Here is a 24400-nt window from a genome sequence, read left to right as displayed (position 1 = left end):
GGCCTCTTTTTAAAACCTAAACTAAAGTTTATCAAGCATTGTCTTTTTTATTCTGTGCATGAAAAATGTTGAAAGGCTGATTGCAAAGATTTCAGCGATAAGAAAGCAAAACCAGACATTTTCAACTTTTCCAGTGCGGGAAAGAAAATATGCCACAGGAAGCAAAACAACCAGTTGTCTTACAAAAGAAACTGTCATGCTTAAAAAAGATTTTCCTAAAGCTTGAAAAGTTGAGCCTAGCGTAATTGCAATTGCTGCTCCGATAAAACTTGGTGCGATAATTCTCATTGCTGTGCATCCAATTCCAAGCATATGTTCGCTTGCCTTGAATAGCATTAAAAGTTCCGCTGGAAAAAGTTCAAAAATTATAATGCCGAATACCATGATTGAAACCGCAATTAAAATTGTTGACTTTACAGTTTTCTTGATTCGCTCTGCATTTCCTGCTCCATAGTTGTACGAAACAATTGGAACCATTCCAGTTGTAAGTCCGAATACCGGCATAAAGATAAAGCTATTCAGTTTAAAATAAACTCCATAAACTGCGATTGCCGTTGCGGAGAAAGTTCCAAGAATTAAATTCATTCCGTAAGTTGTAACAGAATTTATGGACTGAAGAAGAATTGAAGGAATTCCGATTTTATAAATCTGACCGATAATCAGAGAGTTTGGCTTGAAGCCTTTTAATTTAAAATGTATGTCGGGATTTTTTTTCAGATTGAAATAAAGCGAAACTAGCGCAGAAAAAATTTGCCCGATGACTGTTGCCAAAGCCGCGCCTGCCATTCCCATTTTTGGAAAAGGTCCTATTCCAAAAATCATAAGCGGGTCAAGAATTATGTTTGTTATTGCTCCTACAAGTTGCGTTATCATTGTGTAAAAAGTTCTTCCTGTTGCCTGCAAAAGTCTGTCAGACATTGTTGAAACAAAAAGCGCGAAAGATGCCATTGTTATTATTTTTAGATATTCACTTCCAAACTGAATAATCTGTTCGTCACCCGTCTGAGTTTTTAAATAAGGCTTTGTAAAAAGAAATCCCAGGATAAAAAATGCAATAAAACTGCAAACTGAAAGGAAGATGCCGTTCATGGCAATTTTGTTTACTGCATCGCTGTCTTTCTGTCCAAGCTTCATTGCTAGAAGCGCATTTACGCCAATCGCTGTTCCTATTGAAACTGCAATCATCAGTGTTTGAACAGGAAATGCAAGTGATATGGCAGTCAGCGCATTTTCATTTATCTGCGCAACAAAAATGCTGTCAACAATATTGTAGCATGCCATTACCAGCATTGAAAGCATGATTGGCAAAGACATATTTAAAAGAAGCTTGGTTACAGGCATTACGCCCATTTTGTTTTCTTTGATGTTTTCTGACATTCGCCAATGTTATATTAAATTGTTTCTTTTATCAATCAGTATTTTTAATTTTAAAACAATTCAATTTGAACTGGATTTCTTTTGATTTTGCTTATTGAAAAATTTTTCTGTCTGTCCATCGTGTCGTTTATTATTCGCTTAAAAATTTCCATGCAAAGTCTTGCGTCGTCGTTTGCACGGTGGGCGGCTTTTGCTTCTATTCCGAATCTCTTTGCCAAGCTTTGGAGTCTGTACTGGCCTTTTTCCTGTTCCTTTATTAAATCAGGATATGCCCATCTTGAAGCGTTCAGTGTGTCTATGCAGATGTTTGGAAGCTCTGGATGGCTGAATCTTTTTAGCTCTGAATTTACAAATCCTAAGTCGAATTGCGCATTGTGTGCTACAAGAACTGTTTCTTTTCCGCCGATGAAATTTAAAAACTGCGGGACAGCTTCTTTTGCGCATGGACAGCATGAAATCATTTCGTCTGTGATGTGCGTAAGGTCTTTTATGAACTGCGGAAGTTCTATAGGCGGCTTTATTAAAATATCAAACGGTTCTCCAATAACTCCGTCGCAATTGAATTTCACGGCTCCAATTTCTATTATGAATTCTTTTTCAGATTTTAGCCCTGTGGTTTCTGTGTCAAATGCCACAAAAGTTTTTCCTGAATAAAATTCCTTTGCGAGATTTCTAAAGCTGTTGAAGATTTTAAATGCCATAAGTTGAACTGAAAAAATGGTATTTGGGGATGTTCCAAAAGTATCTTTTCTGTCATTTTCGGGCTTGACCCGAAAATCTAAATGTATATATTACAGCCATTTAGAGATTGTCGTATCAAGTACGACAATGACGTTTTGAACTTATTAGACATCCTCAAATACAGTTGTTTTTTTTTTAGATTCAGCCTGCTGCGTTAAGAACTGCGTTTATTTCTTCTGAAATATCTGAGCAGAGTTTGTCAGCGGCTTTCTTTGCTTCTTCCAAAGCTTCGTCTGTTTTTGCGGAAACAGGAACTGTGCTGTTGATGTAGAACTTGATTTTTGGTTCTGTTCCGCTTGGACGTGCGCTTACAATTGTTCCGCCTTCAAGAACGAACTGAAGAACATTGCTCTTTGGCCAAGGAAGACTTTCTTTTGAGGATGGATTTGCCGGATCAAAAGCAACCTGCTGCTGAATGTCGCGGATTTTTACAACTTTCTTTCCGCCGAGAGAAGTAAGGCCTTCTGTGCGGAGTTTTGTCATTATTCCGCCCATAATTTTTGGTCCTTGTACTCCAGGGAAATATTTGCTGATTGCGCGGTCTTCAAAAAGTCCGTATTCCTTGTACATATCGTTCAAATGCTCAAGAAGAGATTTTCCTTTGCTTGCCCAGTAAAGAGTCATTTCAGCACACATTGCGGCTGCTGATATTCCGTCCTTGTCGCGTACTTCTGTTTCTACAAGATAGCCGTAGCTTTCTTCAAGTCCGAATACGTAGTTTCCGCTTCCGTCTTTTTCCATCTGGCCTTCATCATAAGCAATCCACTTGAAGCCTGTAAGACATTCTTTTACGGCTACGTTGTATTTTTTTGCAATTGAATCAACGAAAGGTGAAGTTACGATTGAGCGGATAAGAACTGGTTTTTCAGGCATTTTGTTGAATTCTTTTTTTGAAAGGAGAACATAGTCTGCAAGGAGCGCGCCCATCTGGTTTCCTGAAACAAGAACGTATTTTCCGTTTTTGTCTGGGAATGCAGTTCCGAATCTGTCTGCATCTGGATCTGTTGCCATTACAACATCAGCTTTTTCTTTTTCTGCAAGTTCAACTGCCATTTTAAGTGCTGGGGCTTCTTCTGGATTTGGCTTTTCTACTGTCGGGAAGTCGCCGTTTCCTTCGCGCTGTTCTGGAACTGTGATTACATTCAGTCCAAGATCTCCAAGAACTTTTTCAACGTGCATTGCGCCTGTTCCGTGGAGCGGAGTGTATACAACTTTTACGCTGCTTGCTTTTTCTTTTATAAGTTCAGGACGATAAAGATTTGACTTTATCATTGCTTGGAATTTGTCGTCGATTTCCTTGTCAATTAAAACGATTTTTCCTGTCTTTACAGCTTCGTCTTTTTCGATAAGTTTTACTTCTTTTACTGCGTTAACTTCATCGATGATTCCTTTATCGTGCGGCTCAACAACCTGAGCGCCGTCGTCCCAGTAAGCTTTGTAGCCATTGTACTGTGGAGGATTGTGGCTTGCAGTTACAACAACGCCAGTTTTGCATCCAAGAATTCTGATTGCATAAGAAAGTTCTGGAGTAGGGCGAAGCGAAGTGAAAAGATACGCTTTTATTCCGTTTGCAGCAAAAACTCTTGCTGTGATGTCTGAAAATTTATCATGGTTGTGGCGGCTGTCATAAGCTACACATGCGCTCAATGTGCCGTTTTTTGCTTCTTCTGGAAATGCCTTGATTAAGTAGTTTGCAAGACCCTGAGTTGCTTTTGAAATATTGAGCGTGTTCATGCGGTTTGTTCCGCCGCCCATTACACCGCGAAGTCCGCCTGTTCCAAATTCAAGGCTCTGATAGAAACGGTCTTCTAGTTCGGCCATGTCTTTTTTTGCAACTAAATCTTCAACTTCCTTGCGGAAAAAATCATCTTTTTCTTCTGCAATATATTTTGCAGCTCTTTCAAGTATTTCTTTCTCTTCCATAATATCTGCTTCCTTTTATTTAAAAATTAACTAAGTCTAACATAGTTGATTTTTTTTTTCTATAGCTCTGATTCTTTGCTTAAAAGTTTTTCCAATGCTTGGTTGCAGCCAAGTTCATTAAGCAAACTTTTCATTCTGATTTTTGATTCTTGTTTAAAATTGTCTGAATGTTTTTTTACGGCGCGGATTAAAATATTTTTTGGAGTGTGGCTCATGTCAATGAATTCCAAAAGCTGAACTGCGTATCCGCATTGTTCAAGAAGTTCTGCACGTATTGCGTCAGTTGCAATTGCCGCAAATCGTTCACGTAAAATTCCAAATCTTTCAATTGAAGCGAACGGGCTTTCTGATTTGATTTTTTGTTTTTCAAGCTGGCTGTTTATTTCGTGTTGGCAGCAAGGAACTGAAAGAATTGCTTTTGCATTATGCTTAATAGCATAGTCGAGCGCAAAGTCTGTTGCTGTGTCGCAGGCGTGAAGTGTGATTATGATGTCTGGATTTTTTTCAGATGAATAATCTGCAATGTTTCCAACTTTGAATTCAAGATTTTTGCAGTTAAGTTTTTTTGCAAGGGAATCGCAGTTTTTTATTACGTCTTCTTTTAAATCAAGTCCTGTTATACAGACTGGAATTTTTTTCAGCTCAGTTAAAAAATAATAAACTGCAAAAGTTAAATAAGATTTTCCTGAGCCGAAGTCAACAATTCTTAGAGGATTTTCTTGAGTGTAAGAAGTTCCGTTTAGTTTTTCAATGCTTTCGATTATATCATTTATAAATTCGATGAATCTATTTATCTGCCGGAACTTGTCATATTTTTGCGCGACCACTTTTCCGTCTTTTGTCATAACTCCAAGTTCAACTAAAAATGGAATTGGATTTCCTTTTTGCAAAATATAGTTTTTTATTCGGTTGAAATTATTTGAAAACTTTTGTTCCTCTGAAGAATTTTTTGCTGCCTTTCTAAAAACTTTTATTTCGCCTTTTTTATTTGCCATTGTTGTGATTTCTTCGGTGTCCGTTTTTACAATGCAATTTTTAAAAGCTGTTCCTGCGTGCTTTTCAATAAATTCCTGTGCTTGTTCCGCAGTGAAATTTTTTTGGAATGCCTGCTTTTCTGTAAAAAATTCAGCTTGAAATTCATTTTGTTTTTTTGCGGAAAAAGATGGATTTTTCCAGATTCGAACTTTTATATAAGGCTTGCCAAAAATTTCCGGACAAGTTTTTGATGGCTTTGAAAATACTGCGCTTAAAATCATATTTTTATATTAGCACAAACATTTGTTTTTGAGGATAGCGCGATGTTTTTGTAGCTTTACATTTTTATTATAAGTGATATATTTCTATGGGAAGGGTTACAAAGATGACAGTAAAAAAAGATTTTTCTGAAGGTCCGCTTTTAAAAAATATTTTAATTTTCAGTTTGCCTCTCATTTTTACAAACCTTCTCCAGACTTTTTTCAACATGACAGACATTGCCGTTTTGGGACGATTTGCAAGTCCGTCTTCTGTTGGTTCGGTTGGCTCTACTGTAATTCTTGTTTTTTTATGCACAGGAATTCTTATTGGATTCGGTTCTGGTGTTAATGTTATTGTGGCTTTTTTTATAGGCGCAAAAAATGAAAAGGATATTTGCGAAACAGTTCATACATCTGCAATTGTCTGTCTTATTGCGGGATTTCTTGTTGGTTCCGCCGGAATAGTTTTTTCCCGCTCTGTTTTGAATTTGATGAGCACAAAGCCGGTTCTTATTGAAGGCGCGGTTTTGTATTTTAGAATTTACATGATTGGACTTCCTGCCCTTGCTTTTTATAATTTTGGAAATGGAATTCTTAGCGCAGAAGGAGACACAAAATCGCCTTTGCTGTTTCTTTTTATTTCTGGAATTTTTAATATTGTACTGGACTTGCTTTTAGTTATTCATTTTAAAATGGATATTGCTGGAGTTGCAATTGCAAGTGTTGTCGCTCTTTATGTTTCAGCATTTCTTGTTTTTATAAAACTGCACAGAAAAAAAGATTCTCTTGCGTTGCGCTTTTCTAAGCTAAAGGTCAGTAAATCAAAACTTTTCCGTCTTTTAAAAATTGGAATTCCTGCTGGAATGCAAAATGCGATTTTTGGATTTGCAAATCTTTTTATTCAGATTGGAGTTAATTCTTTTGATGCTTCCATGGTTGTTGCAAATTCCGCGGCTTCAAATTCAGATCCGCTTGTCTATAATGTTATGAGCGCATTTTATGTGGCTTGTTCAACTTTCATAGGACAGAATTATGGTGCCGGAAAAAAAATCAGGGTTTTAAAAAGTTATTTTATAAGTCTTGCACTCTCGTTCTGTTTTGCATTGTTTTTAGGCATTTTTCTTTTTGTCTTTGGAAGAAGATTTATTTCGATTTTTATTTCAGAGCCTGCAATTGTAGAACTTGGAATGAAGCGGCTTTCGATAATGGCTTTCTCTTATTGCATTTCGGCATTTATGGATTGCACTATTGCAGCTTCCCGCGGACTTGGGCAGACTTCTGTTCCGACTGTAATTGTTATTCTTGGCTCGTGTGTTTTTAGAATTGCATGGATTTTTACAGTGTTTGCATATTTTAAAACAATTGAATCACTTTATTTGCTTTTTTCATTTTCCTGGACGATTACAGCTTTGGCGGAAATTTTTTATTTTGCAAAACTTTACAAGCGGAAGTTTTCAGTTTCTGTAAAAAAAGAACAGCAATGAGATTCTGCTTTAACACTAATAGACTTTGAAACGGGCTCATATTAATTGAAAATTATTACTATATAATTTATAATGGTTTAATCATGGGAAAGGTATTTGTTTTTGTTAATCAGAAAGGTGGCGTTGGCAAAACTACATCTGCTATAAATATCGGAGCTTATATTGCGGTGGGCGGAAAAAAAGTTCTGCTTGTTGATTTTGATAGCCAAGGAAATATGTCTAGCGGCGTTGGAGTCAGCAAAAAAAAGCCTACCATTTACGAGCTTCTTGCAGGTCAGTCAACTATTGATGAAACTATAAAGCATTCTGGTGTAAAAAATCTTGATGTCATCAGTGCGTCTATTGATTTGTCTGGAGCTGCGATTGAACTTGTAGATCAGGAAAACCGCGAGTACTTTTTAAAGAATGCCCTTGCTCCTGTCCGTGAAAAATATGATTACATTCTGATTGACTGTCCGCCTTCCCTTGGAATTCTTACATTGAATGGACTTGCCGCCGCAGATGCTGTTCTTGTTCCTATGCAGTGTGAATATTTTGCGCTTGAAGGAATCACCCTTCTTCTGCAAACAGTAAAAAAAGTTCAGGAAAGCATAAATAAAAATCTTGTAATAGGCGGAATATTTTTTACTATGTATGATTCAAGAACCCGTCTTGCGCAGGATGTCGTTATGCAGGTAAAAAGTTATTTCAAGGATGTTGTTTTTAATACAATTATTCCGCGCAATGTAAGACTTTCAGAAGCTCCTTCCCATGGTGAGCCGATTTGCATTTACGATCCGAATTGTGTTGGCGCAAAAAGCTATCAGAGACTTGCAGAAGAGGTAATCAGCCGTGGCTAAACATCAGGGATTAGGAAAAGGCCTTGGAGCCTTGATGCAAGAAGTTGATTTGTCCGAAGAATTTTCTGAAAATGGAGTTCAACTTAAGGAAAATGCGGCCCCTGTAAATTTAAATCTTCCGGCTGGAATTTCTTCTGATGAAAACGGAACACTTTGGGTTGATCCGGCTCTTTTAAAACCGAATCCTCGCCAGCCTCGAACTTACTTTGATGATGAAAAACTTGCAGAGCTTACAGAATCAGTTCGCAAGGAAGGAATTCTTTCACCTGTTATAATAGAAGATGCGAACGACGGAACTTTTTTTATCATTGCTGGTGAACGCCGTACTCGTGCAGCAAAAGCCGCAGGACTTAAAAAAATTCCTGTTCAGCTTAGAAAATATTCAGAGCAAAGAAAACTTGAAGTTGCTCTTATAGAAAATATTCAGCGTACAGATTTGAATGCGCTGGAAGAAGCACAGGCTTATTATGATTTAATGGAGCTTGGAAATTTAACGCAGGATCAGGTTGCGGAACGCGTTGGAAAAAACAGATCTACGGTTGCGAACTGTCTTCGTCTTTTAAAGCTTCCGGAAGATATTCAAAAAGCACTTGTTACAGATTCAATTTCTTCTGGACACGCGCGTGCTATTTTGAGCTTGGAAAATGATTCTGACAAGCGGATTCTTTTTGGAAAAATAATAGGACAGGGGCTTTCTGTAAGGCAGTCTGAAAATATTGCCAAGGAAATGAAAGGCGGAATTTCTTCGGCTGCAAAAACTGATTTTAAGCCAGAGCCAAAAAAAGATCCGAATCTTGCGGCGCTTGAGCAAAAACTTATCGAGCGGCTTGGAACAAAAGTTCAGTTGAAAGGCGAATTCAGCAAGGGAACAATTTCTATAAATTATTTTTCTTCTGAAGATTTGGATCGCATTTTTAATTTGATTGTGCCAGACGCTAACTTGTAGTTTTAATAAAATTTTTTATTGATAAAAATGGCTGCAAAGAAACAAAATCGAAAAAGAACTGCAAAAAAAAGAACTCCTCGCAAAAAGAAGCCAAAGATAATTCTTGACAATAAAAGTGTTATGCTTCTGTCCGCATCGATTGTTTTTTTGTGCGCGGTTTTTCTTTCCATGGCTTTTGTTTTTTCGTCTCCAAAAAAAGAGAAGCAACCAAAAGTTGCAAATATTGAGCAGCCTGTTTTGCGCCATGAACAAAAAAATAAGTCTACTGAAAAAAATAAAATTTTAGAGAACAAAACAAATCGACCGAAAAACATTCAGCCTGAAAAAAAAGAAACCGTTCAAAAGCCATCCGAGATTCACACTGAAATAAAAAAAATTCCAGTTGAAAAAAAATCTGAAGAAAAAAAGCCTCTGCCAGTTTCTAAGCCGGAAGTAAAAAAAGAATCTCCTAAGATTGCTTCTGTAAATCCGCCTGCAAAAAAAAATGAAGAAATAAAAGTTGAAAAATATTCGATTCCGCCTGCAAAAAATGGAGCGACTCTTGTTTTTATAATTGATGACGGCGGATACGACACTTACAATTTAAAGCTTTACACAAGCCTTCCTTTTCCGATTGCGATTGCGGTTCTTCCAAAACTTGCGCATTCAAAAGATTGTGCGGCCATTGTGAGAAATTCTGGACAGGAACTTATGCTTCATCAGCCAATGCAAGCTCAAAATTTAAAGCTTAATCCCGGAGAGGGCGCGATTTTGCCTGATATGTCTTTGAGCGAAGTTTATAGGCAAGTTTCAGAAAATATTGCGGAAATCGGTCCGATAAAGGGTCTTAATAATCATGAAGGCTCTCTTATAACTTGCGATGTTATGAAAATTGGAGCGGTTCTTGATGCTGTTCTTGACAACGGAATTTTCTTTGTGGATTCTAGGACTTCTGCGCAGACAAAAGCTCCTCAAGCGGCATTGGAACGAGATATGAAAATTCTTGAGCGTGATGTTTTTATAGACGACATAATTTCTAAAGATGAAATGCTCTCTCAAATTTACCGCGGACTTGGAATTGCAAATAAAAATGGAAAAGTTATAATGATTGGCCACGTTGATAAATCTGCAAAGATTCTTCCGCAGCTTTTGAATGATATGTATCCGTATTTAAAGCAAAAAGGATACAAGTTTGCTTTTCCTTCGCAGATTCAAAAATAATTTTACTTGGAATACAAGATAAAACCGATGATTTGCCTTGTCATTCTGTTGGAGTATATATGAAAGTTCTTGGAATAGAATCTTCTTGTGATGAAACAGCCTGCGCAATTGTTGAAGACGGCAGGAAAATTTTAAGCAATGTTGTTGCAACTCAAATTCCTTTTCATCAAATTTACAAAGGTGTTGTTCCTGAAATTGCAAGCCGCAAGCACGCTGAATGGATTCTTCCGGTTGTAAGGCAGAGCTTGGAGGAAGCTCATTTGACGCTTGATGAAGTTGATGCTATTGCCGCTACAAATCGTCCGGGGCTTATGGGCGCGCTTTTGGTCGGGCTTACTTTTGGAAAAACTTTGGCATGGGCTGCAAACAAGCCTTTCATCGCTGTTAACCATATGCTGGGACATATGTATGCCGCTCATCTTGAAAATGATATTCCTTATCCGTACATTGGGCTTTTGGTTTCCGGCGGACACAGCATTATTTCAAAAGTAAACGGTTTTGACGACTTGGAAATTTTGGGAACTACAATTGATGACAGTGTTGGCGAGGCGTTTGACAAGGTTGCAAAATATTACGATTTGGGTTATCCGGGAGGAGTTATAATTGACAAGCTTGCTAAAAACGGAAATCCGACTGCGTTCAGTTTTCCTCTTCCAAAACTTGATAAAGGCGATCATCGTTATGATGTTTCTTTCAGCGGACTAAAAACTGCTGTAATTCATCAGGCTGATATGTTTTTAAATGAAGGCTTTGAAAAATCAGTTGAAAATATCGCGGCGTCTTTTCAGGAAACTGCTTGCAGAACTTTGGTTTCAAGATTGCTTAGAGCTGTAGAAGATACCGGACTTAAAACTGTTGTTGCTGGTGGCGGTGTTGCTGCAAATTCACGGCTTAGGGCAATGCTTGCTGAACATAAAGAAATAAACTGTATTTTTCCTCCATTAAAATTATGTGGCGACAATGGTGCGATGATTGCCGGTGTTGCATACCATTTTCTTAAACGTGGAGAAACAAGTCCGCTGAATACAACAGCCTGCGCAAGAATTCCGCAGTTTAAAAGGGGACTTGCAAATCTTGAGGCTTTTGGAAGAAGATAATTTTTTGTGTTAAAATTCAGTTTGTCTTTTTAAAAAGCTCTGACTTTTACAAATCCGTATATTTTTGTATAATGGAAAAACGCATTTTAAGACTTTTAGTTATTTTATAGAAGTTTTTTATATCGAGGTTCGACTATGTCAAAAAAAAGTGATAATGCTTGTAAGGGTGTTGCCCGCGCGCCGCACCGTTCTCTTTTTTATGCTTCGGGTTATACTGATGAGGAATTGAATCAGCCGCTGGTTGGTGTTATCTGCGCAAAAAATGAACTTATTCCGGGGCATATTGAACTTGACCGGATTGCGGAGGCTGTTAAGGCTGGCGTTAGAATGGCTGGCGGAACTCCGATTGAATTTCCTGCGATTGGCGTTTGTGATGGAATTGCGATGGGACACGAGGGAATGAAATATTCGCTTGTAACACGCGAGCTTATTGCCGACAGCGTTGAATGTGTTGCAAAAGCTCACCAGTTTGACGCTCTTGTTATGATTCCGAACTGTGACAAGATTGTTCCGGGAATGCTGATGGCTGCCGCACGCCTTAATTTGCCGACCGTTTTTGTTTCTGGCGGTCCGATGATGCCGGGACATCTTCCTGGAAATGACAAGTCGAATCCTTATTCGGGCAAGAATCTTTCTTTGACTGATATGTTCGAGGCTGTGGGCGGTCTTGCTGTTGGAAAAATCACAGAGGAGCAGCTTAAGGAAATGGAGCACCGCGCTTGTCCTGGTTGCGGTGCTTGCTCTGGAATGTTCACCGCGAACTCAATGAACTGCCTTACTGAAGTTTTGGGGCTTGGACTTCCTGGAAACGGAACAATTCCTGCCGTAACAGGTGAACGAATCGCGCTTGCAAAGCACGCTGGTATGGCTGTTATGAATTTGTATAAAAAAGGAATTACTGCCCGCCAGATGATGACGGCTGAAAATTTCCGCAATGCGCTTACAGCGGATATGGCGCTCGGATGTTCTTCCAACACAATGCTGCACGTTCCGGCTATTGCGCACGAGGCTGGAATTGACATTGACTTGCACGAGGTTAATAAAATTTCTGAGCGGACTCCGAATCTTTGCCACTTGGCTCCTGCAGGGCACACTTTTATGTGCGAGCTTGACGATGCAGGCGGTGTGCAGGCGGTTTTGGCTGAACTTGCAAAAAAGAATCTTATAAATACATCTTTGATTACCGCCACAGGAAAAACGATCGCGGAAAACATTGCTGGCGTTAAAAACCGCAATCCTGAAATTCTTCGCCCGATTGAAAATCCGTTCAGCGACAACGGCGGAATTGCGATTCTGTTCGGAAACCTTGCGCCGAACGGAACAGTTGTAAAACGATCAGCCTGCGCTCCTGAGCTTATGCACCACACAGGACCTGCGCGCGTGTTCAACGATGAAAGTGAGGCAATGGAAGCTGTCCAGAAGTCCCAGATTAAGCCGGGCGATGTTGTTGTAATCCGTTACGAAGGTCCGAAAGGCGGTCCTGGAATGCGTGAGATGCTTGCGGTTACAGCGGCTCTTGCAGGCCAGGGCTTGGACAAGCAGGTTGCGCTTATCACCGATGGACGATTCAGCGGTGCTACACGTGGCGCTTCTCTTGGACACTGTTCGCCTGAAGCGGCTGTTGGCGGTCCGATTGCGCTTGTTCAGGAAGGCGACAAAATTACTTTGGACATAAACAACTACAAAATCCATCTTGAAGTAAGCGACGAGGAACTTGCCGCACGCAAGGCAAAATGGGTTGCCCCAGAGCCAAAAGTAAAAACCGGCTATCTGGCGCGCTACGCAAAATTGGTAAGTTCTGCCGATAAGGGAGCAATTCTACAGTAAAAATAGTTGTGTGAGTTTATCGAAAGATAAACTCAGTAAGCAGACGCAGGCTGCGACTAAATAAAAATGCAATTCTTCAGTAAATAAAAAAAACAGAAAGGAATATTAAGAAATGAAAATTACAGGTTCACAAGTTGTTATAGAATGTCTTATAGAGCAGGGAGTTGATACTGTTTTTGGTTATCCGGGCGGAAACATTCTTAACATTTATGACGCTCTTTATAAGAATTCAGGCAGAATAAATCACATATTAACTGCGCACGAACAAGGTGCTGCCCACGCCGCAGACGGATATGCCCGTGCAACAGGAAGAGTCGGAGTGTGCATGGCAACAAGCGGTCCTGGTGCTACAAACCTTGTAACTGGAATCGCAACTGCGTATATGGATTCAAGTCCGATTATCGCAATTACTTGCAATGTTCCAAACAATCTTTTGGGAAAAGATACGTTTCAGGAAATCGACATTACAGGCGTAACTATGCCTATTACAAAGCAGAACTTCATGGTTCGCGATGTAAAGGATTTGGCAAAAACTATCCGTGAAGCTTTTTTCATTGCAAAGACCGGTCGTCCTGGTCCTGTTCTGATTGATATTTTAAAAGATGTTACTGCTGCGGAAGTTGAATTTGAGCCGCTTTCAAAAGAAAATGAGCGAAACGGCATTCTTATAGAAAATCATTCAAATTTAAAAAGAATTGCTGAAATAAATATTCCATCAGAAGAGAATATAAAAAAAGTTGCAGAGCTGATAAACAATTCAAAGCGTCCTTTTATTTATGCTGGCGGCGGAATCGGAATAAGCGGTGCAGAAAAAGAGCTTCTTGAGCTTGCAGAAAAAGCAAATATTCCTGTAAGTGAAAGTCTTATGGCGCGCTCTTCATTCCCGGCAACTCATCCGTTATGCACTTGGATGATTGGAATGCACGGAACAAAAGCAAGCAATATGGGCGTTACAGAATGCGATCTTTTGATTTCTCTTGGCTCAAGATTCAGCGACCGTGTTATTTTGGATTCTTCTAAATTTGCACAGAACGCAAAAGTTGTTCACATTGATATTGACCCTGCGGAAATTAATAAAAATATTCCGGCTTACACATCTCTTGTTGGAGATTTAAAGCAAATCCTTGGCCGTCTTATTCCTTCTGTTGAAAAAAAAGAACGCAAAGAATGGATTGAGCAAATTCAAGCATGGAAAAAGGAATATCCTGAATGCTATGACAAAAAGCCAGAGCATTCTATAAATCCAAAATTTATCTGCGAATGCATAAACAAAATTGCAGGTGAAAATACTTTTATCACAACTGAAGTTGGACAGCATCAGATGTGGGCTGCTCAGTTTTATCCATTTACAAAGCCTAGAACTTTTATAACTTCCGGCGGACTTGGAACAATGGGGTTTGGAACTGGAGCGGCAATGGGCGTTCAGTTTTCGGACAAAAATAACCGTGTTGTTCATATTGCAGGCGATGGCTCATTCCGCATGAACTGCAACGAACTTGCGACAATTCAGCATTATAATCTTCCGATTGTAATTATTGTTGTGAACAATCACGCGCTCGGAAATGTAAGAATGTGGCAGCGTCTTTTCTACGGAAAAAGATTCAGCCAGACAACTCTTGACTTTGGACCTGACTGGTGCAAGCTTGCCGATGCTTACGGAATTAAAGGTTACAAGGCGAGCAATGCAAAGGAATTTGAAAAAGTTTTCAAGGAAGCTTTTGATGCAAAAAAACCGGCTGTAATCGATGCTGAAGTTGACATTGACGAAATGGTGCTCCCTATGGTTCCAGGCGGAAAACCTATTTACGACATGATTATGAAACTCAGCGAAGAGGTTATGAACTGATATGAAAAAGGAGCTCAGAGGGGAAGAGCGTTTTAATGAAATTGGACGCATTGATTGTGAACGTATCTGCGCCTTGCCCGGAGTTCTTGAAGATATAAGTATGTCTGGATTCAGTGCGCATTTTCCAAATCCTGTCTTTGTAGATGCGGAAGATGAGTATACTGTTTTTATAACTTTTTCTCGGCAGGATTTTTCACGTCCGCTTGAATTTGTCTGTGTTCCAAAATGGAAAAAAGAAGACGAAAGTGAAACTGAAATTGGATTTAAAATTTTGCGTTCTCCGGATTCTCCTGCATTGGCTTCTTTTATAAACAGCCTTCAGGAAAGTTCCGAGGAAAATCCTGATCTTGCTGACATGATTATTTCTCCAGAAGCGGAATTTGTAAAATGAGCACTTCAATAGAAAAAATTTCAGGCGCGGCGTTTCTTCCTTTTCCAGAAATGGATGGAATTCTAAGAGACGAGCTAAAAGAACGTTTTTCTGTTTCTATGGAAAATGCTGTTGCTTACGGAGAACTTCTTTATATTCCTGACTACAACATAAAAAATTCTGACGGAAGTTTTAAAGTTCCTTATTTTTGCAGAAGCGCGATGCTTGAGCCTTTCATTTTGAAATTTGATTCAATTGGAGAAGCTAGCGGCGAACTGAAAAAAATTCAGCGTTCTTGGGCTTCATGCAGTTCCACTTGTTTTAGAAGAGCCGCATTGATTCAGGAAAAACTTCCGTATATAAATTTCAAACCCAAAAATTTTCCGGTAAAACTCCCTGCATCTGAAATTGGACTTTTTTGTTTGCTTGATAAAGGCACGATGATTGCTTCTGCAAAAACTTCCAGTTCACTTCCTGCAGGAAAAATTTCATTTATAGAAGATCACGAAAATCCTCCGAGCCGGGCGTATTTAAAAATTCAAGAAAGCCTTTCTGTTGCAGACAGCATTTTTGGCTGCGGACTTCCTTCTGCTTCTTCAAGATGCTTTGAAGCTGGAGCGTGTCCCGGCGGCTGGACTTATGTTCTTGTGAATTTAGGCGCAAAAGTTTTTGCAGTTGACAGGAGCGAACTTGTTCCGTCTTTAATGAAAAATCCGCTTGTGGAATTTTTGGCGCATGACGCTTTCACATTGAAGTCTGAATCGCTTGGAGAATTCGATTGGGTTTTCAGCGATGTGATTTGCTATCCTGAGCGTCTTCTTGAATGGATAAAGATGTGGATTGAAAGCGGAAAAACTAAAAAGATGATCTGCACAATAAAAATGCAAGGAAAAACTGACTGGAATTTGATTTCAAAGTTTGAAGAAATTCCAGACAGTAAAGTTATTCATTTAAATTACAATAAGCATGAATTGACTTTTATACATTGCGAAAAATCTTAAAGTTTTCCGCCTTCAACTACAAGAGCATCTGCGTCAGATTCTGCTCCGTAAGTCGAACGAAGAGTTGCTTCATAGTCGGCATGGAAGAAGTTTTCTTTTCCAAGCTCTACTATTTCATTGTTGAGCCATTCAAGCAAACTTGAATTTCCTTTTTGAACTGCGGCGGCAATTGTGTCAAGTTCTCCAAGGCTTTCTATTCCGACTTTATATCCAGGATTTTCCAAAGCCCAGGCAAGAACTTCTGTGTTGTCTGTTGACATTCCAGCTCCTCTTCCATCAAGAAGCGCAGCATAGGCTTCTGCATACTGATCGAATTTTAAAAGCTCAACTTCTGGATAATTTTTTGTAAAGTAAGTTTCAGCTGTTGTTCCTTTGCTGATTATAAGTTTTTTTCCAATCAAGTCTTCCGGCTTTGTAACAAGAGCTGATTCCGGTGAAACAACTCCAAGAGCAACTTTCATATACGGAAGAGCAAAGTCAACTTTTTCCGCACGTTCTGGAGTTACAGTGAAATTTGCAAGAACAATGTCAACTTTTCCTGTAACAAGAAATTCAACGCGGCTTGCGGCTTCAACTGGAACATATTTTACTTTTACGCCGAGGTCTTTTGCAATGCGGTTTCCAAAGTAAACATCGTAGCCTTGATATTCGCCATATTCATCAACGTATCCAAAAGGCTTTTTGTCGCTGAATACTGCAATTTTTATTTCTCCGCTTTTCTTTATCTGCTCAACAGTTCTTGCGGAAGTTTTATTTTCTTTTGTGCAAGCTGAAAATAAACTAAGAACTGCTGCAATTCCGGCGGCAAGAATAATTCCTTTTTTTGTTTTCATACTTCTACCTCTTTTGTTTAAGATAGAATAAACATACTTATTTGATAGGAAAATGTCAAGCGCAATTTCAAGTATTTTTTACTTTGTCGAACATAAAGGCTTTTAAGAATTTTCTGGCGCGTTCAGTTTTCGGATTGTTAAAGAACTGTTCTGGCTTTGATATTTCTACAATTTTTCCTTCGTCAATGAAAACAATTCTGTCTGCAACTGCACGGGCAAATTCCAGCTGATGGGTTACAATTACCATCGTGCGTCCTTCTTTTGCAAGGTTTACCATTACGTCCAGAACTTCGCGCACCATTTCAGGGTCAAGAGCCGCTGTAACTTCATCGAACAAAAGAACTTCTGGGTGCATGCAAAGCGCGCGGACAATAGCGACTCTCTGTTTCTGACCGCCGGAAAGTTCTCTTGGATACGAATCTTTTTTTTCAAGAAGTCCGACTCTTTCAAGCCACAGCTCCGCTTCTTTTTTCACTTCATCTGCTTTTCTTCCCTGCGCTTTTAAAGGTCCAAGCAAAATATTTTTTTCAACAGTTAAATGTGGAAACAAATCGTAGCTTTGAAAAACCATTCCTATTTTTTGGCGGATTAAATGCATATTCTTTTTTCTGTTGCTGATTATTTCGCCGTCTAAAAGAATTTCACCTTGCTGAATTTCTTCAAGTCCGTTTATGCATCTTAGAAGCGTGCTTTTTCCGCATCCGGAAGGTCCTAAAATTACAACGACTTCTCCGCGTTCAACTTCAAGTGAAACTCCGTTTAAAATTCCGCCGACTTTTGGGAATTCTTTTTTTATGTCTTTTATTTCTAGCAAGCTCATTTTTTTCTCCAAAGTTTTAATTGTCTTTTTGGCGTTTTTCAAGTTTTCCTGCAAGAATCGAAAGCGGCCAACAAACTATAAAGTACATGAAAAAAATAACAGCGTAAACTGCTATTGCGGCTGTGGGAACTGTAAGCCGGTTTGCGTCAATTATTTGCTGACCAATTTTTACAACTTCGATTACACCGACAAAAACTACAATAGAAGTTGTCTTTATCATTCTTGTAATTAAATTCATTGCAAGCGGAATAAGCCGTCTCAAAGTCTGTGGAATGATTACGTAAATGTAAATCTGCTTTTCATTAAGTCCGATTGATTTTGCGCTTTCGTATTGATGACGCGGAATGCTTTCAAGCGCGCCTCTCACAAGGTCTCCCATTTCCGCAGTTCCCCAAAGCGTGAACACTAGAACAGATGCCGCTTCTCCGCTGATTGAAATTCCGAATGCTCTTGTAAGTCCGAAGTACGCCAAAAAAAGTAAAACGAGCTGAGGCATAATGCGCATGAACTCAAGATAAATTTTGCAGATAATTTGGAGCGGCTTTATTTTTACAGTCATAAGCGCGCCGAGCAAAAATCCAAGTATAATTGAAAAAACTACGGAAACTGCCGCGATTTCAATTGTAACAAGAAGTCCCTGCAAAAGACGCAGAAAATTTTTACCCATGAAAATTACGTTGAATGAATTTGTAATTGAATCAAGCATTTCCGAACTGTGCATAGCGGAGCTTCCTTTCTGCAAATGAACTTAAAATTGTTATTGGCAAAAGCAAAATAAAATATGAAACGACCAAAAGGAAAAGTGCTTCTTCTGTTTTGTAATAAAGACCGATTAAATCTTTTGCAATGTACATAAGGTCTGCAAGTGCGACTGCGCTGAACATTGAAGTTTCTTTTATAAGGAACATTGTGTTTGCGCAAATTCCCGGTATGGAAACTGAAAACGCCTGCGGAAGAATTACAAATCTCGCAATTTGAAATTCTGTAAGCCCGATGCATCTTCCTGATTCAAGCTGAATTCTTCCGACTGTTTCAAGCGAGCTTCTGAATGTTTCTGCCATGTAGCTTCCGCCTAAAAAAGTCAAACCTATTATTCCGCATTGTTCAGAAGAAAGTTTTATTCCCATTTTCGGAAAAGCAAAGTACAAAAAAAACAATTGGATTAACAATGGCGTGTTCCGTGAAAGCTCTGTGTATGCTTTTACAATTTCTTTTGCAACAGGAATTTTCCAATAGCGGATTACAGCACAAAAAAGTCCAAGCGCAATTGAAAGAACAACTCCTGCAAGCCCGGCTTTTAAAGTCAGAATCGCAGCTTTTTCGTACAGAGGAATCACTTGATGAATAAAGCCAAAGTCCATAATTCCTATAAGTCTAATTGGAAAAGAAATATTGGTCAACAGACTTTCGCTTTAAAAATTTCCTCTGAATTATTTATCCATTATTGTGATTTCAACGCGGCGGTTTCTTGATTTGCCTTCTTCTGTTCTATTGGTTGCGATTGGGCGTTCTGCTCCAAAGCCTTGCGTGAATACATGGAATCTGTCTCGCACGTTTAGTCCAATTAAATATTCTGCCACTGCGCTTGCTCTTTCTTCACTTAGAATTTTCCGCATTTTTTCTGTTCCTGCAAGTGCTGTGTGTCCCGTAACTAAAATGTCGTTGTCAGGCCAGCTTTCAAGGATTTTTGCAATCTGCTGAATTTTAAGTTTTTCGCTTTCCAAGAGTACTGCGCTGTCCGGCTCAAACTGAATGTTTTCTATTGCGATTGTAAGTCCCTTTTCATCCGGCTTTACGGTAACATTTTCAAGTCCAAGTTCTTTTATTTTTTTCTGCACGGAAGAAATGTTTTCTGTTGTATTTGTCCTTGCAAATTCTGTAACTTCTGCATGGGCAGTTCCTCTAAATTCAAAAATATTTCCTGCGGCAGTTTCTATAGAAATTCTGAAAGACTCGGTGTAGTGGTCAATTGCGCCCTTTTCGTTGTCCCAAAAAATTGTCTCGTCACTGAATCCACGAGTTGTAACTGGATAGTCATCAAGCTCATAATTTTGTATCGGAGGATTTTCCATATACATTGTGTAGCGTACTCTTATTTTATAAAGCCCGGAATTTTCATCGCGTCCCTCGTAAGTGTATTCGGCGTTGAATGGAACTTTGTACGGTTTTTCAATTCCAAATCCTTTTCTTAAGTCGTGGGCTTCGTGTCCTTTTGCACTCCATTTTTCTCCCGGTAAAATTTCTTTGTTTGGAAAAATCGGAACATCGCGCACAGTCGGCATAAAATATTCGTCTGCGATTGTGTAAGTTCCGTTTTTGCTTCTTTTAAAAATGCTTTTGTAATCTTTTCCGTAAGAAAATCTTGCGCCTGTGTAAGTTCCTGTGGAATCTTCCGTTGTCATAAAAATGCAGTCGTGGATTCCTTGTCCGTCTTTTGTTACGTCTGTAATTTCCGCGGAAACTCTATTTACGATTATTGAATGGTGGCTTTTGCGGTGATTTACAAAAATGTCTTCGTCAACTGTTGAAAGAATTCTGTAGCGGTCGCCTTTCTGATATTTAAATTCAAACTTAACGCTTTCTGTATTTTCCTGTGCAAAAAGTGAAGATGCAAAAATTAACAAAACTGAAATCAATAAGATTTTTCTTTTCATGCTGATATGATAAAATTGAATCATGGAAATTTCAACAGTGCATGAACTTTTAAACGGAAAATTTATTTTTTGCATTTCAATGATTTGCATGATGCTAATTGGCTTTGTTTTGGGACGGATTGTGCAAAAGTTAAAAACGGTTTCAGAATTTAAGAAGCAAAGAAAAGATGCCGTGAACAGAAGCCGTTCAGTTTTGGGCGGACAGTTCAGTGAGCAGATTGCGCCGTTTTTGCCAGGTTTTCCGTGCAATCCAGGCGATGTGCGTTTTGTTGGAAAGCCTATTGATTTTGTTGCTTTTCCTGGAAGCGCAGAAGGCAATGATATAGAAGAAATTTATTTTATAGAAGTAAAGTCAGGGCAGAGCAAGCTAAGTCCGCGGGAAAAACAAATCAAGCTGGCAATAGAACAGGGCAGAGTGAAATATCTTGAATATAGAATTCCCGGCGGAAGTGGCAAGGTTTAAAACTTCTAGCTGTTGATTTTGCTCAAGTTTTCTACAAGAAGTTTTTCGCATTGCTCTTTTGGCATTGGTTTTCCAAGCAGGAATCCTTGGATTGTGCGGCAGTTGAATTTCTGAATCATTTTCAACTGCTCTTCATTTTCAACACCTTCAGCAATTGTGTTCAATCCCATTTTTGAAACAAGAGAAATAATGCTTTCTGTAAGGTTCGCTTCAAATCCGTCTTTTGCCGCAATATTCGAAACAAACGACTTGTCAATTTTTAAAGTTGTAAGAGGCAGAAGCTGTAAGTATCTTAATGAAGAATATCCTGTTCCAAAGTCATCGAGCGAAAGTCCCACGCCTTGCTCTCTTATTTTGTTCAGTTTGGATATTGTGTCTTCCACGTTGTCAATAAGAACGCCTTCTGTAATTTTAATTTCAAGATGCTTTTTGTCTATTCCTGATTTTTCAATTTTCTTAAACAGCTTTTCAATAAAATCTTCTTGAACAAACTGAACTGGAGAAACATTCACAGACATTATTCCGTTGAAGCTGAATTTCATTTCTCATTCTTTGATTGTTGCAAGAGCGGTTGTCATAACCCAGTCTCCAAGCGGAAGAACAAGATGAGTTTCTTCAGCAAGCGGAATGAACTGTTCAGGACTTATCCAGCCTAAGTCGCTGTCGTACCATCTAAGAAGCGCTTCAAATCCACGAAGTTCTTTTGTCTTTGCGTCAAACTGCGGCTGATAATAAAGTTGAAAATTTCTGCTTGCCATTGCCTTTGACATTTTTGTTTCTATATTTAGCTTGCTTAGGAATTTTTCCTGCATGAGCGAATGGAAGCAGGCGACATTATTTTTACCGTTTTTCTTTGCTTCTATTTTTGCCATGTCAGCGAACTTTAAAAGGTCTTCGGATTTTTTTGAGTCGTCCGGGAAGATTGCAATTCCGCCTGAAATTCCAATTCCTTCCGCATTTAAAAAACGAAGGGCTTTCTTTGAAATTTCTATAGCTTCATCGCGGTCTTTTATATTTTTGTACAAAAGCACAAATTCATCTCCGCCGAATCTTGTTGCGGTAACCGTTTTTGACTCCATGAGCTTGAGAATTGTTGCAACTTGCTTTAAAAGCTCATCGCCTGCATTATGTCCTCTTGAGTCATTGATGTCTTTCATGTTGTCAATGTCGAACAAAAGAATTCCAAACTTTTCATCTTTTTCAGTTGCTTCTTTTATCTGAACTTTCATCATTGTAGAAAGCCATGCGCGGTTGTAAAGGTCGGTAAGGGAATCGTGATATGCCGCAAATAAAAGCTGTTCATTCAGCTGCTGAATATTCTTTAGCTGAGAATCCAAATTCAGTCTGCTTGATTTTAGCTGATTTGTTACTTCTTCAAGTTTTTTGTTCTGCTCGCTCAGTGCTGACTCGTATTCTTTTGCCTGAGAAACATTTGTCAGCGAAACCGCAACGTAATCGCCCGGAACACATTTTGCAACAAGCTGAATCCATATAGAAAAATTATGCGAGTAAAAAGTTTCTTCAATTGTCTTTTTTGTTTTTATAGTTTCAACCGCCATATCAAACCAGCTTATGTCTTGGCTGATTTTTTCTTTGAAACTTGAAAACAGAACGTCTTCCTTTATAAAATTTTTTGTAAGGCTTCTGAAACATTCATTCACGTAGACAATTGAGAAGTCCGTTATTTTTTCGTCCTGCTTTACTGGAGCTGCAATAATAACCGCAGCCGGAATTGTGTCCAAGATAGTTTTATATTCAGAAAGTTCAAGCATAAAATTCCTTTACATTTTTTAATTGAAAGTGTTGAAAAAAACTTTTGTAAGTCTTTAACAGCATTGAAAGTTTATTCCCAGCCGAATGTTGCAGGCGGCTTGTTTGTGAGATCAAAAAATATTGCATCAACATAAGACAGCTTTGAAATTTCCTGCACAATCTCCATAAGAAGATCCTGCGGAAGCTGCGCGAATCTTGCCGTCATTACATCTTCTGAGCAAAGCGGGCGCAACACAAAACTGCATCTTTCCTTTGACGAAGCGTAAGGCAAATTGATTGTAAGATGCTGGAAAATTTTATTGTACCAGCCGCTTTTATGAAGAGCGGTAAGAACTATGTCGTCAGCATCACGTGTCTGATCCAATTTGTTTTTTGTGCAGTAACCTTCCTGAAGCTTTAAGTCTTCGTCTTTTACAAAAGGATTTTGCCACAAGCGGATTATCGTTCTGTTTATAAATGACGCGCTGTTTGTAATCTGACTTGAGGCTGCTTCAAGTTTTTCCCATTTTTTTGGAAGATGATAAAAGCCATTTTCCGTTTTTGCAAAGCTGATTACAGACGGAAATCTGTAAGTGCGGAAGTCTCCCTGAACGCCTACGGATTTTACAGGCAGAATATATTTTTCAAGACTTGCAGAACATTTTGCGCAGAACATTTCAAGCTGAACCTTTGAAAATTCTTCCTGCGCTTTTTTAAATTCTTCTTTGTCATTGTCCGCCATTGTTCCGTTGGAACAAAGCACATTGATGCTCAGTCCAGGTCCGGGGAAAGGATGGCGCATTACAAGCTCGTCTTCAAGCCCGAGTTTTTTTCCAATTGCGCGAACTTCATCTTTATATAAATCTTTTAAAGGCTCAATAATCAAGCCTTTTTCAATTAGCTTTTGTATTCCGTCTACGCGGTTATGATGAGTTTTTATAACATTTGAATTTTTTGTTCCGCCGCTTTCAATGATGTCCGGATACAAAGTTCCCTGCGCCAAAAGCCATTTGTCTTCATCAAGCTTTTGCTTTGCCACAACTTCATTGCGCACTGTAATAAAATTTTCGCCAATAGCCATTCGTTTTTTCTGCGGGTCGGTAAGATTTTCTACAGCCTTTAAAAAACTTTTGCTTGCGTCTTCAACAATGAAATTTGAAAATCCATGGCTTTTGTATGCCTCTTCAACTTTCTTGCTTTCATTCTTGCGCATAAAGCCATTGTCAATGTGAAGTCCCAAAACTCTTTCCTGCCCCAACGCCTTGTTTAAAAGCGCGAACGCAACAGTGGAATCAACTCCGCCGCTTAAAAAGAGAAGAACATTTTTGCCATTTGCCTGATTTTTTATGGAATCGATTATGTGATTTAGAACTGTGTCCTGATCCCAGTTTTTTTCCATTCCGCAGAACTTCGCAAAGTTTTCAAGAATTTTATTTCCGCAAGGTGTGTCCTTTACTTCGCAGTGGAACTGAAGACTGAAACGTTTTTTTTCAAGATTCTGAAGCGCGGCGAATTCGCAGTCTTTTGTTGAACCGACAGTTTCAAAGTCGTCTCCTGGCTTTACAACAGCATCCTGATGGCTCATCCAAACTTGCTGAGGACTTTCAATTTCTTCAAACAGCGGGCATTTTATATTTTGATTAAGTTCTAAAGTTGCAAATCCGAATTCTCCAACTAAAGCTTTTTGAGCTTTTCCATTGTAGCCGGTTTGAACTACATAATGTCCGTAGCAAAGACCAAGGATTGGAATATCAAGCTTAAGAATTTCAGAATTGAATTCAGGAGCATTTTTATCATAGATACTGGACGGACCTCCGCTAAGCACAATTCCTTTTGCATTTTTGAATGTTTCAAGCCCGGCGGAAGGCAAGGCGATTTCTGAATAATAACCCATCATGCGGAATCTTTTTGCAATAAGGTGGGCATACTGGCTTCCAAAATCTAAAACAACAATTTTTAAACGTTCCATGAAATACAATTATATCTCATATC

General features: G+C 38.9%; 20 protein-coding genes and 1 pseudogene. 10 read left to right on the top strand and 11 right to left on the bottom strand.

Annotated elements, in window-relative coordinates; genetic code table 11:
* Window positions 1-21: 21 nt before the first annotated feature.
* The 4 genes from B3209_RS10260 to B3209_RS10245 all read right to left on the bottom strand — a co-directional run bounded on the left by B3209_RS10260 (window position 22) and on the right by B3209_RS10245 (window position 5297).
* Window positions 22-1377: an MATE family efflux transporter gene (locus B3209_RS10260; RefSeq protein WP_296664714.1), complete on the bottom strand. Its 1356-nt coding sequence runs from the start codon at window positions 1375-1377 to the stop codon at window positions 22-24.
* Between the two features lie 50 nt (window positions 1378-1427).
* On the bottom strand, window positions 1428-2078 hold the full coding sequence (locus B3209_RS10255; protein WP_296664716.1) for a 3'-5' exonuclease: 651 nt from the start codon (window positions 2076-2078) through the stop codon (window positions 1428-1430).
* A 181-nt stretch (window positions 2079-2259) separates the two neighbouring features.
* Complete coding sequence (locus tag B3209_RS10250; RefSeq protein ID WP_296664717.1) at window positions 2260-4041, bottom strand: phospho-sugar mutase; 1782 nt, start codon at window positions 4039-4041, stop codon at window positions 2260-2262.
* A 59-nt stretch (window positions 4042-4100) separates the two neighbouring features.
* The gene (locus tag B3209_RS10245) at window positions 4101-5297 is read right to left on the bottom strand and encodes a class I SAM-dependent methyltransferase (protein WP_296664719.1); all 1197 of its coding nucleotides are present in this window, start codon (window positions 5295-5297) and stop codon (window positions 4101-4103) included.
* An 86-nt stretch (window positions 5298-5383) separates the two neighbouring features.
* On the opposite strand from B3209_RS10245, the gene B3209_RS10240 reads away from it, so the two are divergent.
* The 9 genes from B3209_RS10240 (at window position 5384) to B3209_RS10200 (ending at window position 15886) form a co-directional block, all read left to right on the top strand.
* Window positions 5384-6760 (top strand): MATE family efflux transporter, encoded by a 1377-nt coding sequence (locus B3209_RS10240; RefSeq protein ID WP_296664721.1) that lies wholly within the window; start codon window positions 5384-5386, stop codon window positions 6758-6760.
* 83 nt (window positions 6761-6843) lie between these two features.
* Window positions 6844-7599 carry a ParA family protein gene (locus B3209_RS10235; RefSeq protein WP_273465909.1) on the top strand — a complete coding sequence of 252 codons (756 nt, stop codon included), beginning with the start codon at window positions 6844-6846 and terminating at the stop codon, window positions 7597-7599.
* Window positions 7592-8545, top strand: coding sequence for a ParB/RepB/Spo0J family partition protein (locus tag B3209_RS10230; RefSeq protein ID WP_296663976.1), 954 nt, complete (start codon window positions 7592-7594; stop codon window positions 8543-8545). The genes B3209_RS10235 and B3209_RS10230 overlap by 8 nt, the downstream gene beginning before the upstream one ends.
* Before the next feature lie 27 nt (window positions 8546-8572).
* Complete coding sequence (locus B3209_RS10225) at window positions 8573-9745, top strand: divergent polysaccharide deacetylase family protein (RefSeq protein ID WP_296663974.1); 1173 nt, start codon at window positions 8573-8575, stop codon at window positions 9743-9745.
* A gap of 59 nt (window positions 9746-9804) precedes the next feature.
* Complete coding sequence (gene tsaD / locus B3209_RS10220; RefSeq protein ID WP_296663972.1) at window positions 9805-10842, top strand: tRNA (adenosine(37)-N6)-threonylcarbamoyltransferase complex transferase subunit TsaD; 1038 nt, start codon at window positions 9805-9807, stop codon at window positions 10840-10842.
* A gap of 135 nt (window positions 10843-10977) precedes the next feature.
* Window positions 10978-12669 carry a dihydroxy-acid dehydratase gene (gene ilvD / locus B3209_RS10215; protein WP_296690571.1) on the top strand — a complete coding sequence of 564 codons (1692 nt, stop codon included), beginning with the start codon at window positions 10978-10980 and terminating at the stop codon, window positions 12667-12669.
* Between the two features lie 112 nt (window positions 12670-12781).
* A complete protein-coding gene (ilvB, locus tag B3209_RS10210) occupies window positions 12782-14515 on the top strand; it encodes a biosynthetic-type acetolactate synthase large subunit (protein WP_296665165.1) in 1734 nt (577 codons plus the stop codon).
* Between the two features lies 1 nt (window position 14516).
* Window positions 14517-14906 (top strand): PilZ domain-containing protein, encoded by a 390-nt coding sequence (locus B3209_RS10205; RefSeq protein ID WP_296665164.1) that lies wholly within the window; start codon window positions 14517-14519, stop codon window positions 14904-14906.
* Window positions 14903-15886 carry an SAM-dependent methyltransferase gene (locus B3209_RS10200; protein WP_296665161.1) on the top strand — a complete coding sequence of 328 codons (984 nt, stop codon included), beginning with the start codon at window positions 14903-14905 and terminating at the stop codon, window positions 15884-15886. Before B3209_RS10205 ends, B3209_RS10200 begins: the two co-directional genes overlap by 4 nt.
* Here the strand turns inward: B3209_RS10200 and B3209_RS10195 are convergent.
* The 5 genes from B3209_RS10195 to B3209_RS10175 all read right to left on the bottom strand — a co-directional run bounded on the left by B3209_RS10195 (window position 15883) and on the right by B3209_RS10175 (window position 20193).
* Window positions 15883-16719 carry a cysteine ABC transporter substrate-binding protein gene (locus tag B3209_RS10195; RefSeq protein ID WP_295795942.1) on the bottom strand — a complete coding sequence of 279 codons (837 nt, stop codon included), beginning with the start codon at window positions 16717-16719 and terminating at the stop codon, window positions 15883-15885. The two genes, B3209_RS10200 and B3209_RS10195, sit on opposite strands and share 4 nt — an antisense overlap.
* 67 nt (window positions 16720-16786) lie before the next feature.
* A complete protein-coding gene (locus tag B3209_RS10190; RefSeq protein WP_414717794.1) occupies window positions 16787-17533 on the bottom strand; it encodes an amino acid ABC transporter ATP-binding protein in 747 nt (248 codons plus the stop codon).
* 22 nt (window positions 17534-17555) lie between these two features.
* The gene (locus tag B3209_RS10185; RefSeq protein ID WP_296665155.1) at window positions 17556-18260 is read right to left on the bottom strand and encodes an amino acid ABC transporter permease; all 705 of its coding nucleotides are present in this window, start codon (window positions 18258-18260) and stop codon (window positions 17556-17558) included.
* Entirely contained in the window at window positions 18238-18900 is a 663-nt protein-coding gene (locus B3209_RS10180; protein WP_296665153.1) for an amino acid ABC transporter permease, read from the bottom strand. The genes B3209_RS10185 and B3209_RS10180 overlap by 23 nt, the downstream gene beginning before the upstream one ends.
* A 69-nt stretch (window positions 18901-18969) precedes the next feature.
* Window positions 18970-20193, bottom strand: coding sequence for an OmpA family protein (locus tag B3209_RS10175; RefSeq protein ID WP_296665151.1), 1224 nt, complete (start codon window positions 20191-20193; stop codon window positions 18970-18972).
* A 22-nt stretch (window positions 20194-20215) separates the two neighbouring features.
* Here B3209_RS10175 and B3209_RS10170 point away from each other — a divergent pair, with 22 nt between their 5' ends.
* Entirely contained in the window at window positions 20216-20656 is a 441-nt protein-coding gene (locus tag B3209_RS10170) for a Holliday junction resolvase-like protein (protein ID WP_295795954.1), read from the top strand.
* A gap of 5 nt (window positions 20657-20661) precedes the next feature.
* Here B3209_RS10170 and B3209_RS10165 read toward each other — a convergent pair.
* Window positions 20662-22215, bottom strand: a pseudogene (locus B3209_RS10165) (putative bifunctional diguanylate cyclase/phosphodiesterase).
* A 284-nt stretch (window positions 22216-22499) separates the two neighbouring features.
* Complete coding sequence (guaA, locus tag B3209_RS10160; protein WP_296665148.1) at window positions 22500-24377, bottom strand: glutamine-hydrolyzing GMP synthase; 1878 nt, start codon at window positions 24375-24377, stop codon at window positions 22500-22502.
* Between the last annotated feature and the right edge of the window lie 23 nt (window positions 24378-24400).

This window comes from Treponema sp. UBA6852 (assembly GCA_002449305.1).
GTDB lineage: Bacteria > Spirochaetota > Spirochaetia > Treponematales > Treponemataceae > Treponema_D.
Note: the sequence above shows the minus strand (reverse complement) of the source record. Positions and strands in the feature narration are given on the sequence as shown.